Raw genomic sequence first — 14,589 nt, 5'->3', positions numbered from 1 at the left:
TTCCGTTTTGACTCCACCTAGTCTTAATAGATCTACATAAATAAAACTTCCTAAACCCGCACCTACGGTTAAATATTCACATTCGTCAACTGGCAAACCAGTAGCATGAATTCCTTGAACCGCAACTAATTGCTCTTGAAAAATGGGAGGTGGAAAACTACTTCCCAAAGGTGTTACTTGTTGGGGTTGGGGTATGCTGGGATCTGGAAGATTGGTAGTGGGATTAAATTGAATTGTAGAATTACCACGACGATTTACTTGTGGGGTAATACTTACTTGTGGGGTATTATTTGCTTGAGGTGCACCACTTGTTTCTGTTGCTGCAATAGTATAAGTAACAGTTATGATATATGGACCAATTTGTAGCGTATCGCCACTGTTAATAACACTATGCTGCAGTTGTTCACCGTTAACATAAATTCCATTCACACTACCTTGGTCATTTACCACTAGTTGGTTATGTTGCCATTCAAGTAAAGCATGAAAGCGAGATACTTCATCATGATTGAGTAACATCCGAGTAACTCTTTGTCCCTGATATTCGGGCGGCATCCGGACAAATTCTCTGCCAAAAGCAATCGGTGGAGTTAATCGGGGATCGCGAGTTTCCCCTGTAATAGGATCTTTCCAATTTAATTGAATTGGTAAATTATTAGTCATTTATTATTGGGGATCGAGATTAGCATTCGGCGCAAGCGTAGTATATTTATTTTTTGGCATGTTAGCGCCATATAGAAATTGGCGATTGATAAATAAGTTACTGATTATATGAAAAAGTATTTAATACGGTAATAATATCCAGACTGTGAGCAAATTTCTCTACCTCAAATCCCTAAGTGCCAACTTTTATTCTTCACTGGGTGCGACTAAAACACTAAGTGCAGCAGCTAAAGATGTACCACACCAAGGACAACCAACTTGTAGATGTTCTAGGGAGGACACTCTATTACATTTGGGACATTGCAGCCCATACATAGGTTGTCCATTCGAGGATTGTCCATTTTGGTGCTGTCCATTTGAGGAGTGGTTATGATGATGTTGTGTTGTGGGTTGTTTGTTAGGTTGAGATTGTTGTTGGGGAATTATTGGTCGAGAATTGGGAACTGGTGGTGGGGCTAATACTGTTGGAGGTATGGTATTAACCTTAGTAATAGAAATTTCAGCAACCTTTAATTCCTGTTGTCCCAAATAAATAGTGCTACCTTCAAACAAGGGTAATACATTATCCAATAATTGTTTGCCATCTACCAAAGGTGGGTTGGATTGTCGTAAATTTTGGATAAAAAACCCTTGCTGTTGAGAATCGAAAAAGATTTCCACGTGCAAACCAGAAACCGTGGGATTTCCTAATACAAGGTCGCAACGGGAAGGATCTCTACCTATACGGTATGTTGCAGGATTTTTACTGGATTGTTGGTTGTACCTTTTTTGGGCTTGAAATTCTTGAGCTTGAAATTCTTGAGCTTGAACTTCTGGAGTTGAGAATTCTGGAATCTCAATTTTTTGAACTTGAACTTTAAGTTGTTCTGCATCATACCACTGTAAAGTTAGTGAATTCATAGTTCCTACATATCGACTCACTATCTAAATTGACTCACGATCTAACTTCAATAATTCCTTGTGCGATTCCTAACATGAAAATATAAAAGGAAGCAAGGATTTTCAAGAAACAGCAAAGATATTCCGATAAAAATCTTAATCTTTGGTTGAGGAAGCTAATCTATCCGCAACACGGGTAGTTTCCGGTAGTCGATATTGTGGTGTACAACGCAATACATAATCAATTGCAGTTGTCAAGCTGATGCGGTGACCACTGGAAACATACACAGGTTTTACTCCGTCGCGAGTTCTGAGAGCAGCACCCACTGTTTCAGTTTCGTAAATAAGTGCTTGCCAACTACCACGGGTTTGAGGTAACTCTTCGTGCTTACCAACAAATAAGGATTTTGCCACACCAACCGTGGGTAAGTCGACAAACAAGCCTAAATGACAAGCAATGCCAAACCTGCGAGGGTGGGCAATTCCCTGACCATCACAAAATATGATGTCTGGAGTAATTGTAATTTTTTCTAGAGCATCTAGTAAAGCTGGAATTTCACGAAATGAGAGGAAACCAGGAATATAAGGAAAACTTGTTGGACGTCTGACAATGCTAGTATCCCGTACTTCTAAATCAGGAAAGCTGAGAACTGCTACCGCTGCACGACTAATTCTCCCATCATCCTCAAACCCCATATCTACACCGGCTACATATTTAATGGGTTCCTTAAATTGGTCTTGTGTAATTACCTCTGGTTGTAACTTTTCTTGAATTGCAACTGCTTCGTCTAAACTGAGATTCCAGCTATGTCGTTTATAAATCTTCATATTTAATATTATTTTTTAGATTCAGTCTTTTAGATTTAGTTTTTTAGATTTAGTTTGTCAGATTTCCGAAATAATTGGCTTTCAATATGTATCTATTGATAATCAGGTGAAATGATATAAAGAAAATTCACTCTGACTGATTATTATCAGTGGCAATAGGATCAAGTGACGACGTGATATGACAATTGATGAAGGCAAGGATAATTTTTCACTATTTAGTATATTTTGCTTTATTCCCGTCAAGCTACCGTTGACAAAATTCATAAATTGGTAGAAATAAGCTGGAAATTAATGGGAATTAAATAGTTTTTATACTTGACTTTGAGATTGTTGTTTTTCATCACTAATTTGCCATCCACTGCAGATAGCTAGCAAACATATAGGAGTTTAATATATGCGTAGTTCCGTAAGAAGCGCTAACCCCAATTTTAAATTTTACTTATATGTTACTGGTGGTTTTATTTTGTTATTTCTAGCATTTATACTCCGTCCTTTTACTGTAGTTAACGCAGGACAAAGAGGTGTGGTAATGGTCTTTGGGAAAGTTCAAGAAAGGGTTTTAGGCGAAGGTATTCACACAGTTATACCCGTAGTTACATCAGTGAAGACTTTAAATATTCGCGTTAATAAAGACACCTTTAAAGCTGATGCAGCCTCCAAAGATCTCCAAAAAGTAACAACAGAAATTGCCGTTAACTGGCGCATCGATCCCAAAAAAGTTAACCGCGTTTATCAACAAATCGGGGAAGAAAAAGACATCGTTGATGGAATTATGACACCTGCTGTTTCGGAAGTACTCAAAGCTGCAACTGCAAAAAAAACAGCAGAAGAAATTATTACTAAAAGAACGGAACTCAAAGCAGAGATCGATACTAGTCTCAAAAATCGTCTTGTTGACTATGGTGTAATTGTCAATGACGTTTCTTTAGTAGATTTTTCATTCTCACCAGAATTCAGTAAAGCAATTGAGGCTAAACAAATATCAGAACAAGAAGCGAAGCAAGCTGAATTTATCGCTAAAAAAGCAACCCAAGAAGCACAAGCAGAAATTAACCGCGCAAAAGGACAAGCAGAAGCACAAAGATTGCAAAGACAAACCATTACACCAGAATTATTGCAAAAACAAGCGATTGAAAAATGGGATGGAAGATTCCCCACAGTGATGAGTGGTGAAGGAACTTTACCTTTTATTAATATTTCTCCCAACAAGTTACCTAAGAAATAGTCAAATTCGCACACATATAACAAACTGTTTTTGAGTTCTTTGTAGCTAAACTGTGAGCTTTTGGAAAAGTAGGAAATTTATACTGATCATCACGCCTATATTTTTATCTCAACAAAAAACACAATAAATGAATGAGTAATAAGATGTTCTGCATTTAATTTTGCATCTCGAACGCGACCAAGATACCCACACTAAATAATTTGAATAAAGGCTGTACAAATCACAAGATTGTCAGCCTATTTTGTTTTTTCAGGATTTTAATAAATATATAGTACAAAAAAACTATTAAATTGGCATAGTTAGCGGTACAGCTTTTTAATCTAGTTGTAAGTATTCTTCTGGAAGAGATTGTTAAGAAAACAATCCAACAATGGCTTATTTGCCTAAAAGCTATGGCGGAGGTTTAAATGACTACACTTCTAGATAAACTAAGAAGCCTAAGAGAGAAAGTTCCTGAAGAAGACCGTCCCATTATTAATTGGGGTGTCGAGGTTATCAAAGAAAAACTGGCTCACAATAAAAATATTCTTACTCAAGGACATAAAAAAATTACATCAAGACTTAGCTCTATTAAGTGGACTGCTGAAGATCCTCTTAAATCTCTTGAACAGGAACTGGAATTTCTACGTGACGAAATCTTGATTCTTCATAAGATAGCAAGAGATTGTCTAGAAATAATTGACACAAAATATGTTCCCAATATTAAACAGAATTTTAAGAAATTTTTCCCTGACGATGAAACATCAATTAAAACACAAGCAACATATTTTGATGAACAAGCAAAATGGTTTTTAAATCAATATAATCAATATAAAAAAGCAAAAAATACTAACAAAATAGAAGACAGTATTTACTATAAAGTCGGTTATGAAGTATGCAAAGCAATCAGTGATACTTTAAAAAAACCTTGATTTGTCAATCAATCTGCAGTTTCAGTAAATGAAAAACTTTTGTCGGTTGACGAAAGAATAAGGGTTCCAGTCAACGTTTTTGGGCTGACACCATGATTGTTTGTACTACACTTTTAACCCACCGACAAGAACCGTTCCTTAAAAAGTAGATTCCGAGACGATTCCAGTAAATCCTGTTCCCCTTCCTCAAATGAAAGTCTGACAAGGGTTCTGGAAAACTTTTCTATCTACTGAAACTCCCGTTTCTCTGATGCTTGGCAAAAATAATAAGCCCTAAAAATTCCTTTAAGGTTTTGCGCAAGGTTATTTTTAACGGATTGCCTACAGTATAAAGGGTTTAAGAGTTCAAACCATCTTGTAAGTGAAACGCTCATATACGGGTAATTTTGGTAAAATGGCAAAATTTTTCTAGGCTCTTATTTTGGCAAAGGTATTGAGTTAAACATCTTTTTTTTCAGAAGGTCGTTCGATATTCTGATTCATTTGTGATGTAATTTTGCTAAATATTTGTTTCCCTTTTCTAGCTTGTGCACCGAAATCTGTGTTGATAAATTCTTCTATGTCTTCGATTAATTGAGTGATTGAAGGATCTCCAGGTTTATCCTCGCTTTGCGATAGCTTTTTGAGTGTTATTAACAATAGATTAAGTTGTATGTTGAAAAGCTCTGTTTTAAAAGCATCCCAATCGTTTTGATTCTCGTCGGAACTATCGCTAATATTCATTTGTTTTTCTTTGGGATGCAACAAGACCAAGACTTTTCGATTACCCTCCTTCAATAACTTTATTGACTTAGAATTATCACCAATTTCACTCAAAACAGTATTTTGTCTTTTGAAAATATTTTCAATTAGATCTATTGATTTGGGTGATGAATTAATAACTCGGTTCATATCACTTTCTAATAACTGATATTCCAACCAATGGGTATAAGACTGAAGCGAAGTAGTGCATTCATTAATTTCTTCTAGTTCTTGATCCAGATAAAGTTTAAGCTTGTCATAAGTCTCATTACTTTTCGTTTTTAGCGATTCTTCCAATTTCTTTTTTAATGTTCCTTGCTTATCTTCATATTTACCAACACCTATCAGTTCTTTAAGTTCCTTCTCGATATCGCCTTTAACTTTTTTTCTCTCCTCTTCTTTTAATACTTCTGTCAGAATATCCTTCACTGCAAATGCGGCAAAAATAGAAGCGATCGCAAATATTACGGGAAAGGTCATCTGACCATATAAATCTCCCTTTGCTTGACTAATTTCGTCCTTAGCAACTTTCTTTGCTTGTTCTTCAGCCTGTTTACTAATTTCTTGGCTGATGTAGGTTTTCCCCAAAGAAGATTCTTGCTCGAGCTTAAGAAGTGCTTGCTGCTCACCTAATATCTTAGTTCGTTCCTGAGAGATTTGATTTTTAGCCTCCTGCTGTAGCTGTTTTTTGATTTCCTCATCGATTAAATTTTTTACCTCTGTTTCTACTTGCTTTGCTCTTAAACCTGTGAATAGGCTTACTAAAGCAGGGTTAAACATAAAGAAACTTAATATCATCAGCACAAAAGCCGGAATGAACAGAGACATTGAAACTTTGAGTGCTTCTTGCCAATTTTTAGATTTTTTATCATTCCCTGCCTGACGCTCTGTATTATTCCCTGTTTTAGCTTTTGTATCAGTATCATTGTTTTGAGGCATAACAGATACACCTTAACTTCACTTCACTTCTCTTAACTTCGTTTCTCAATTTCACGAACAATTTTTCTCAAAATCTCTGCTTGTTCTGGGGATGCAGTTACAATGCGATTGACCATTTGAGATGCGGTTGCTCGGTTGACCTGAATTTCTTGAGCAAGCTTGCGAATACTAATATCGGGATTTAGTTTGCGAAGCAGTAAGATTGCCCGGAACCACTTGCGTAAATCTACATGAGTTTTATGAAATAGAGTCCCAACAGTAACACTATACGAAGTAAAGCAACTATTACAACGGTATCTGTGTTTTTTTTTATATTTTGTCGCTTTGACGGAACCGCAGTATGGACATGTTGGTGTACCATCCCAGCGAATTTCTTCCAGGCACACCAGACACTCTTCATGAGTTTCAAACATGATGGCGATACTCTCAATGCTTGACTAGGAAAATCATCCAAGCCAGACATTAAAAGTTGCCATCAAAAAATCCCATGCAAATCAAGCACAAATCTTAAAAGCTTTGTTGTTACTTTGAGTATGTGTAATATATGACTTGCTGTTACAGTAAATGTCTTTGTAAATGCTATAATTAGATTCTTATTTAATACTTTTTGATATTGTCTGAGTACTTAAATCAATATTGAAGTATGTATAAAAGCATCTTGACGCTAGATTTGTATGCTACTTTTTTTGTGAACGCTTGCTCCCCAACAAGTAACTGGTGTCTTACAGCATTTCAGAGTAACTCAAACATTTAAATTGATGTGCAGCTAGATTAATTGTATGGGGAGCATCTCAAGTTTTAAAAAATATGTTTTGTCATTGCGAGCGTAATGTAATGGAGGGAAGCAATCGCAGCATCTTGACTTTGCGATTGCTTCATTCCGCTACGCTTCATTCGCAATGACAACCTAAATTTCAGTGAATTCTAAAAATTGAGATGCTCCCAATTGTATGAGCCAAAAATGTCAAATAATTGTATTACAGACTGTAAATTTCGTGTATTATATATAAATGAAATGCTAATACGATTCAGATAAAAAATTTGTTCGCCAACAATATTCAGCGCTATCTCTGGGTTAAAATTGAGATAATCTGTGTCCTACAGACAAGCTTTGCTAACAATGAACCCGTCTCTACAAAGTATTGTATTGGATGATATATTGATTTTATTTTATTTTATTGACGTGGAATAACAGATTTAGGTCTTGCGTAATTCTTGAATAATCAAAAATGAAAAAAGCCTGCGGGTGCAGGACATATTCGCTAAAAAACTATATTAAACCAAAAACAAGTAAAATATATGCTTCTAGGTCATAGAAGCATATTTTGGAACTAAATAATCCAAGAGATTTTCAATACTACTATCAGATAAATCTGACATAGATAATACTTTTTCCACTCGAGAAAATTTATGTTGCATCGATTTTTTATAGGTAGAGTCGTAATGACAAAACAAGATATCTTCGACAAACTTTTCCCATTCACCAAAGTCAATCATTTGGTTCCACTGACTTACTTTTTCCCAACCATGGCGATTCTTTAACTTTTCTAGCTTAACCTTCAATAAATCGGGACGGTCCATGAAATGAGGATATTCTTGTAATAAAAATTGGACTCTAGCTTTAATTGGTAATTGAATTTCTACACAACTAGCTTTTTTCATTTCTCCCCATAAAGACAGGGGTAAATAAATTTTACCAATTTTATTACTTTCTGATTCTATCCATACATCTTCACGGGGATCTAAAGTAAGTAGTTTTTCAAGTAGTAAAGATTCAAAAAATTTTTGTGAAGGTTGCGGTGTAGGTTTCCCTTTCCATTGTTGACCCAAAAGTGAACCGCGATGCTTCGCAATATCCTCCAAATCTAAAATTTGCACGCCATGTTGGCGCATTTTTTGCAAAATGTAAGTCTTTCCACTGCCGGTTAAGCCAGATAATACTTTATAGGTAAATTTTGTTGGTAAAACGGCTAATTGTTGGCGTACATAAGCACGATAGGTTTTGTAACCACCTTCTAGTAAAGTAATCCGCCAACCAATTTGTGATAGTACGGTCGCCATACTAGCCGAACGTTGTCCACCTCGCCAGCAGTACACGAGAGGGCTGTAATCTTTTCCTTTTGTCGCAAAGTGTCCTCTGAGGTGCTGAGAAATATTTTTGGATACTAGGGCTGCACCAATCTTCCTCGCACAGAAAGGAGAAACTTGCTTGTAAACTGTTCCAACTTCGGCACGTTCTTCATCATTTAATACAGGTAGGTTAATTGCACCAGGGACATGGTCCTCGGCAAATTCACTTGGAGAACGCACGTCAATAATTTCGCTGAATGTTTCTCTCCAGGGTTCTTGGGTATATCTAGGAGCAGGAGGCATTGCTATCAAACAAAATCTCCCTCTATTTTTACACTGTAGCGGTAGCATTGGATGTGATTTATTAACATTATTTTGGAACTTGTTCAATGACAGTTAAATGAAATGCTAAATATTGCTAAAACTTTATTAATAATTATTATTTATCCCCTTTATCACCTTCAAATATCCTAGTCAAGCATAGCTTGTTACTTGCTATTAGCTATATTTAATTTTGGTTTGTATATTTTTCTGTACAAAATTGAATTGACAAGAAATTAAGTTCAACTGATTCGTACTGCAAGGCTTTGACGATATATCTATAGATATATTTTATATTGCTGCATCGTTATATAGGTAATATTGTATTTAATATATTAAATATTATGAAAATTTGATTTATAAGGCTTTGGATGTTGTTATTAGTCTTAGGGACATGGGCGCAGCTATCGAGTTGTAAATCTTAAAATCAAAATAAATAAAACTTATTTCATACAACCCGTAAGATACTATTAATCAATTATTAATAGTTGGCAAAATAGTTGGCAAAATTTAAGCTTGACAAAATTTAACAACTTCAGCATTTTTATCATATTCTCGTTAACATACAACTAATTAAGTTGTTTCAGCAAAGTCGAGTATGGCAAGCAAAAGCACAAGGCGAAATTTTTTAATCGCATCTGTTGCCGTAGCTAGCGGTGTTGTTGGATGTAAAACTTTACAAGAAAACTCCAGCACTAATGCAGCGCCACCTAAAATCATCCCGGAGAAAGTTTTAGGAAAGACAGGAGTTAAAGTACCGATTTTTGGTTTGGGTGGTGCAGGACAAACGCCACTATCCCATAAAGGACAAGAAAAGGAAGCGATCGCACTGATCGAACGTTCTTTGCAGTTGGGTATCCGTTATTTTGATACTGCAGCTAGTTATGGTCCTTCTGAGGATTATTTGGGTAAGGTATTACCATCCCAGCGTTCTAGTTTATTTTTGGCAAGTAAAACGGACAAGCGCGATCGCGATGGAGCATGGCGAGAGTTAGAAAGAAGTTTGAAGCGTCTCAAAACTGATTATCTCGATTTGTGGCAAATGCACCATGTTTCTTTTGCAGAAGATCTCGAAACCATATTTTCTGCATCTGGTGCAGCTAAAGCCATGGAAGAAGCAAAAGAGCAAAAAATTATTCGATTTACTGGAATTACGGGACACCATGAACCTGATGTCATTGCTGAAGGTTTGCGTCGTTATTCTTTCGATACTACTTTAATTCCGGTGAATGCTGCGGATAAATTCCACCCACGTCCTTTTCTCCCAGTAGTTTTACCAGTAGCGCAGCAAAAAAATGTTGGTGTAATTGCTATGAAAGTACCAGCTTATGGTCGTTTATTTAAACCGGGTGGATTAGATGGGATGGAGCAAGCTATGGGATATAGCCTTTCCCAACCGGGGGTTCATTGTTGCATTATTGCAGCAGAGAATATCAAACAATTAGAAGAAAATACTAATGTTGCGAGAGCCTTCAAACAACTTGATGCAAAGGAATTAGCAACAATCGAGCAAAAAACGGCAAAAGTTTGGCAAGATGGAACTTTTTTCCGGGTTTGGACGTGATTGGGGACTTGGGGGAAGTGTGGGGAGTGTGGGAGGATGGGGAAGAGCAAATTACTCATTACTCATTACTTATTACTCATTACTCATTACCCATTACCCATTACCTAAAAACAAATAAATATCTTTTCCTAATCGCCAATCCCCATCTGCAAAATTTCTTGAGCAGCGCGATCGCAAACTCCTTCTTCTCCCATAGATTGACGCATTTTTTGATAGCTTGATTTTAACTGAGTAGAACGTTGGGGATTAAATAAAAATTCCATTGCAGCTTGAGTGATATTGTCCGCTGTGGCTTGCTCTTGAAGTAATTCTGGGACAATTTCTTTCATCACTAACAAGTTTACTGGGGAAGCAAATAAAAAAGTGACTTTGAGAATTTTCTTGGCGATCCAATAAGTGATTGGGCTTAGGCGATACACTACAACCTGAGGAACATTCAATAATCCCAGTTCTAGGTTGACTGTTCCACATTTAGTAATTGCTAAATCAACTGCAGCTAATACTTCTTTTTTGCGATCGGAAATAATGGTGGCTTGAAGTCCATACTCTTGTATTCCTTGTTCTATATCTTGTCGGTATCTTTCCAAAGATAGAGGGATCCAAAAATGGGTATCGGGTGTTTTATCCTGGATTTGACGTGCTGCTTGAAATATTACTGGTAATAAATATTTAATTTCTTGACGACGAGAGGCAGGTAACAAGGCAATATTAGTCACATCATTCTTCATCCCCAATTTTATTCGTGCATCTTCTCGAGTTGGAAATGTGTGCATTCTATCTACTAGAGGATGACCCACCCATGTAACCTTCTTACTTTTAAATTTATTTTTACTTTGAATTTGATTTTTTTCTATTTTGACTTCAAAATGACGGGCTTCTGCGGGGAAAATAGCTAATACTCGATCGCAGACATTAAGAATTCTCTCTGTATCTTTTTTTGTAATTGAAGATACCCAAACCTGTGGTGCAATATAGTATACGATTGGTACCTGGGGAAATTGATGGCGGATAAAGTTACCAACGCTAATATTTCCACCCATGTAATCTATCAATACTACCAGGTCGGGTGGATTTTTTCTTAAATAGGCTTTTGCTTGGTGCTGAATTTGCAGAGTTGGCAAAATATAAGGCAGTGCTTCTACCAAACCAACAGAGCCAATAGCAACCGTATTCCCAATAATTTTTGCACCTGCGGCAGCCATTTTATCTCCGCCCAGCGCAGCGATTTCTAATTCTAAGCCAGATGCAACGGCTTGACTTTGAAGCGATCGAATCAATAAAGAACCTTGTAAATCGCCAGAGACTTCACCAGTACTAATAAATATGCGCATTTGTGGATCGGGTATTGGGGAATAAAATTATTAATTTTTGCGTTAAAAGTATGAAAAGCTAGTTTTAATAATGCTTGGATATCAAGGATCGGAATTAAGAAAGTAAAAGATTGAGAAATCAGAAAGTCTTACAGGCTTTATATATTTATCTGTTTGTTACTCGAGCTATTTATTGAGTATTATTGCTTGTAATGAGTTTCTTTGAAAGCCAGTATAAATAGCTAGAACAAGTATAGATAAAGAAAACTATAGCACTACGTAATTAGGTTAGGATATTGATCGACCCTGACACCTATGAGCGTCAAATTTTTACTTCTTATTTGCGCTTAGCACCATATATAACTTGTTTTCTTAATTAACCTTTTTCCTTTATTTATTTTGGAGACGTTGCAAATCAACGCCTCTACAAGTTTTAACTCCTAATTTCGAAATAATTAATTTCTATCTAAATATCGATAATTATGACTCGCTCTTACTAACAGCTTTACCTTTTCCAGGAATTAAGCCACGCCTACCCGGCATTTGTGAAAGCGATAGAAAGCAACGTAAATGTTGTAAATGCTCAGTTTCACCCAAATACTCTAATTTCTCTAAAGCATCTTCAAAGGTAATACCAGAACGATAAAGAATGCGAAAAGCTTTCTTAAGAGCTTGTAATTCTTCTGTAGCAAAACCAGCCCGCTTCAAACCAATCATATTAAGAGTTCTGACACGCGCCGGATTTCCTTCCACTGTCATATATGGAGGCACATCGCGGTGAATTCGCGCTAGTCCACCAACCATTGCATGTCTACCAATATGGACAAACTGATGTACCCCTAAAACGCCACTTAATCTCGCACGTGACTCAATATACACATGGCCGGCTAATGCCACAGAATTAGCTATAATTACTGAATTTTCAATAACACAATTATGACCGACATGAACGTAAGCCATTAATAAATTACCGTTGCCGATAATTGTAGCTTCACCTTCACCAGTCGCACGGTTAATAGTGACGTATTCACGAATTAAATTGTTGTCACCAATTTTTACCCAGCTATGTTCTCCAGCAAATTTGAGATCTTGGGGTTCAGTACCAATTGCTGCACCGGTAAAAATTTTGTTTCCCGACCCTATTTCCAAAGGACCTTCTAAGATTGCATGGGCACCAATTATGGTTCCCGGTCCAACTTTGACATTTTCGCCAATTACGGCATAAGGACCGACTTGTACTGTCGGGTGAATTTCCGCATCAGGATGAATTACAGCTGTAGGATGAATAAGTGTCTTCAAGGGTACATCTCCAAAACACTAAGCGTGTTAAGCATAAGTGAATATTCAGTCGCCGAAAGTGTGAGTTAATCATTCTGTGTGTGAGGAAAGCGAAAATAGAAAATTCATCCTGCGCGGCGTAGTAGAAAATTTCCACTATATCCCGATTTAGGATGAAGCAAGGGCACTTAAAACATGTGCCCCTACATGTTTGGGAATTAACCAACAAGGGAAAACATGAGTTCGCCGGAAGCAGCAAGCTGACCATCTACTTCGGCTTTTGCTTGCATCTTACCGAATCGACGTTGTTTGACCCATAACAGTTCCACTGTCATAACCAGCTGATCTCCGGGAACAACTTGGCGGCGAAAACGGACTTTATCAATACCAGCAAAGAGAAATATACCGCCTTCGCATCCGGGCATTTGAGTCATTACTACACCACCAACCTGTGCCATTGCTTCAACAATTAGCACCCCTGGCATGATCGGTTGTCCTGGGAAATGTCCTTGAAAATGGGGTTCATTAAAAGTGACATTTTTAATGCCGACAGCTTTTTCTCCAGGTATATAATCAATTATTCGATCTACAAGAGCAAAAGGATAGCGGTGGGGTAATAATTTTTGAATCTCTTCAACCGAAAAAGTTGTTTTGATATCCGAGTTGTTACTTTGATTAAGATCGGACTGGTTTTCGGTAGATGTTTCTGTGGTGATTTCCACACCATTAACTTCGGTAGCAGTTGACATTAGAACTGTGTTTTATGCTTAAGTTTGATTTAATTTTTAGAGGACTACAAATACCTCCCCCATGATTTTAAGATTTAAAGTTATCTGAATTACGTAAACTTTCAGTTCATAGCAACTGGCTGGGTACTAGTTGCAAATTCCTCTAAAATCTTTTGTGCCAATTTAGTATGTAAGTTATGGCTAGCTTTATAAGCCAAGAAATGAGCCTGGGGAAAAGTTCCTAACAGACTCAAGTCTCCTACTAAATCCAAAATTTTATGACGTACGGGTTCATTTGGAAATCGTAGTGGTGGGTTTAACCAACCTTCTGGTCCACAAACCAAAGCATTATCTAAACTTCCACCCTTAATTAAACCCGATTGGCGTAGGTGTTCGATTTGATGCAACAAACCAAATGTGCGAGCGGGGGCAATTTCTACATCAAAGGTAGAGCTTACATCATGGGAAGATGTATTTAAAGACCAACTGTGCCATTGATTACCAATTGCTAGTAATTCAAAATCGATGCCATAACTAAAACGAGTTTCCGAAGCCGGCATAGCACACACAAAAGTATCTTCTTGGCGAACCCAAATAGGTTCTTTTATCGTTACCGCCGCTACTTGTTCGGAGGATTGTGATACCAAACCAACAGATGCTATGCTGTTAGCCCATACTTGTGCCGATCCATCAAGAAGCGGCACTTCTGGGGCATTAATTTCAATTCGAGCATTATCCACACCCATAGCAGTCAAAGCCGCCAATAGATGTTCTACAGTACGCACATTTGACTCTCCACTACCCAACTGAGTTGAAAGCATGGTTTGACTAACTTGTGTAACCCGTGCAGGTATTATTGGCTGTTCGGGTAAATCTACTCGAACGAAATAGCGTCCGCTACCTGCTGGTGCGGGAAGGATACGAACATGAGTTTCAACACCGCTATGCAGTCCAATACCGATTTGAGTAATTGTGTCTGCCAAAGTATGTTGTTGCATGGGCATCATTAGATTTACCGAAGTTAGTAAGCGTGAGCTTTCAATTGGGGCGATTAGGCGAAGCCTTCTCGATTAGTATCCGCGTAAATACCAAAATTGACAAGTTTACGGTGAAACAGGTTAGTTTTTGCTGGGGA

Annotated in this window: 13 protein-coding genes; 3 read left to right on the top strand and 10 right to left on the bottom strand. The window is 37.2% G+C overall.

Going from position 1 to position 14,589, the window contains the following annotated elements:
• From QNJ50_RS15120 to nfi, 3 genes are all read right to left on the bottom strand, one after another.
• The coding region (locus QNJ50_RS15120; protein ID WP_300636580.1) for an FHA domain-containing protein at window positions 1-660 on the bottom strand (660 nt) is incomplete at its 3' end.
• A gap of 186 nt (window positions 661-846) precedes the next feature.
• Window positions 847-1,560, bottom strand: coding sequence for an FHA domain-containing protein (locus QNJ50_RS15115; RefSeq protein ID WP_300636578.1), 714 nt, complete (start codon window positions 1,558-1,560; stop codon window positions 847-849).
• 135 nt (window positions 1,561-1,695) lie between these two features.
• Entirely contained in the window at window positions 1,696-2,367 is a 672-nt protein-coding gene (gene nfi / locus QNJ50_RS15110; protein ID WP_300636576.1) for a deoxyribonuclease V, read from the bottom strand.
• Between the two features lie 394 nt (window positions 2,368-2,761).
• Between nfi and QNJ50_RS15105 the strand changes: the two genes are divergently transcribed.
• On the top strand, window positions 2,762-3,592 hold the full coding sequence (locus QNJ50_RS15105; RefSeq protein ID WP_300636574.1) for a prohibitin family protein: 831 nt from the start codon (window positions 2,762-2,764) through the stop codon (window positions 3,590-3,592).
• A 407-nt stretch (window positions 3,593-3,999) separates the two neighbouring features.
• Complete coding sequence (locus QNJ50_RS15100; protein WP_300636571.1) at window positions 4,000-4,503, top strand: hypothetical protein; 504 nt, start codon at window positions 4,000-4,002, stop codon at window positions 4,501-4,503.
• A gap of 438 nt (window positions 4,504-4,941) precedes the next feature.
• Here the strand turns inward: QNJ50_RS15100 and QNJ50_RS15095 are convergent, their stop codons facing one another.
• The 3 genes from QNJ50_RS15095 to mnmH all read right to left on the bottom strand — a co-directional run bounded on the left by QNJ50_RS15095 (window position 4,942) and on the right by mnmH (window position 8,556).
• Complete coding sequence (locus QNJ50_RS15095; RefSeq protein ID WP_300636569.1) at window positions 4,942-6,183, bottom strand: hypothetical protein; 1,242 nt, start codon at window positions 6,181-6,183, stop codon at window positions 4,942-4,944.
• A 32-nt stretch (window positions 6,184-6,215) separates the two neighbouring features.
• The gene (locus QNJ50_RS15090) at window positions 6,216-6,596 is read right to left on the bottom strand and encodes an IS1595 family transposase (protein ID WP_300636567.1); all 381 of its coding nucleotides are present in this window, start codon (window positions 6,594-6,596) and stop codon (window positions 6,216-6,218) included.
• 892 nt (window positions 6,597-7,488) lie between these two features.
• Window positions 7,489-8,556 (bottom strand): tRNA 2-selenouridine(34) synthase MnmH, encoded by a 1,068-nt coding sequence (gene mnmH, locus QNJ50_RS15085; RefSeq protein WP_300636565.1) that lies wholly within the window; start codon window positions 8,554-8,556, stop codon window positions 7,489-7,491.
• A 616-nt stretch (window positions 8,557-9,172) separates the two neighbouring features.
• On the opposite strand from mnmH, the gene QNJ50_RS15080 reads away from it, so the two are divergent.
• On the top strand, window positions 9,173-10,138 hold the full coding sequence (locus QNJ50_RS15080) for an aldo/keto reductase (RefSeq protein ID WP_300636563.1): 966 nt from the start codon (window positions 9,173-9,175) through the stop codon (window positions 10,136-10,138).
• 128 nt (window positions 10,139-10,266) lie between these two features.
• On the opposite strand, the gene lpxB is transcribed toward QNJ50_RS15080, so the two are convergent.
• The 4 genes from lpxB to lpxC all read right to left on the bottom strand — a co-directional run bounded on the left by lpxB (window position 10,267) and on the right by lpxC (window position 14,452).
• The gene (gene lpxB / locus QNJ50_RS15075) at window positions 10,267-11,469 is read right to left on the bottom strand and encodes a lipid-A-disaccharide synthase (protein ID WP_300636561.1); all 1,203 of its coding nucleotides are present in this window, start codon (window positions 11,467-11,469) and stop codon (window positions 10,267-10,269) included.
• 459 nt (window positions 11,470-11,928) lie between these two features.
• Complete coding sequence (lpxA, locus tag QNJ50_RS15070) at window positions 11,929-12,747, bottom strand: acyl-ACP--UDP-N-acetylglucosamine O-acyltransferase (protein ID WP_300636559.1); 819 nt, start codon at window positions 12,745-12,747, stop codon at window positions 11,929-11,931.
• 197 nt (window positions 12,748-12,944) lie between these two features.
• Window positions 12,945-13,475: a 3-hydroxyacyl-ACP dehydratase FabZ gene (gene fabZ, locus QNJ50_RS15065; RefSeq protein WP_300636556.1), complete on the bottom strand. Its 531-nt coding sequence runs from the start codon at window positions 13,473-13,475 to the stop codon at window positions 12,945-12,947.
• A 101-nt stretch (window positions 13,476-13,576) separates the two neighbouring features.
• Window positions 13,577-14,452, bottom strand: a complete 876-nt coding sequence (gene lpxC, locus QNJ50_RS15060; RefSeq protein ID WP_300636584.1) for a UDP-3-O-acyl-N-acetylglucosamine deacetylase — start codon at window positions 14,450-14,452, stop codon at window positions 13,577-13,579.
• Between the last annotated feature and the right edge of the window lie 137 nt (window positions 14,453-14,589).

The sequence above is a fragment of the Mastigocoleus sp. MO_188.B34 genome (genome assembly GCF_030065675.1).
Lineage (GTDB): Bacteria > Cyanobacteriota > Cyanobacteriia > Cyanobacteriales > Nostocaceae > Mastigocoleus.
The sequence above is the reverse complement of the archived record's forward strand: the minus strand, read 5'-3'. Positions and strand labels throughout refer to the sequence as shown.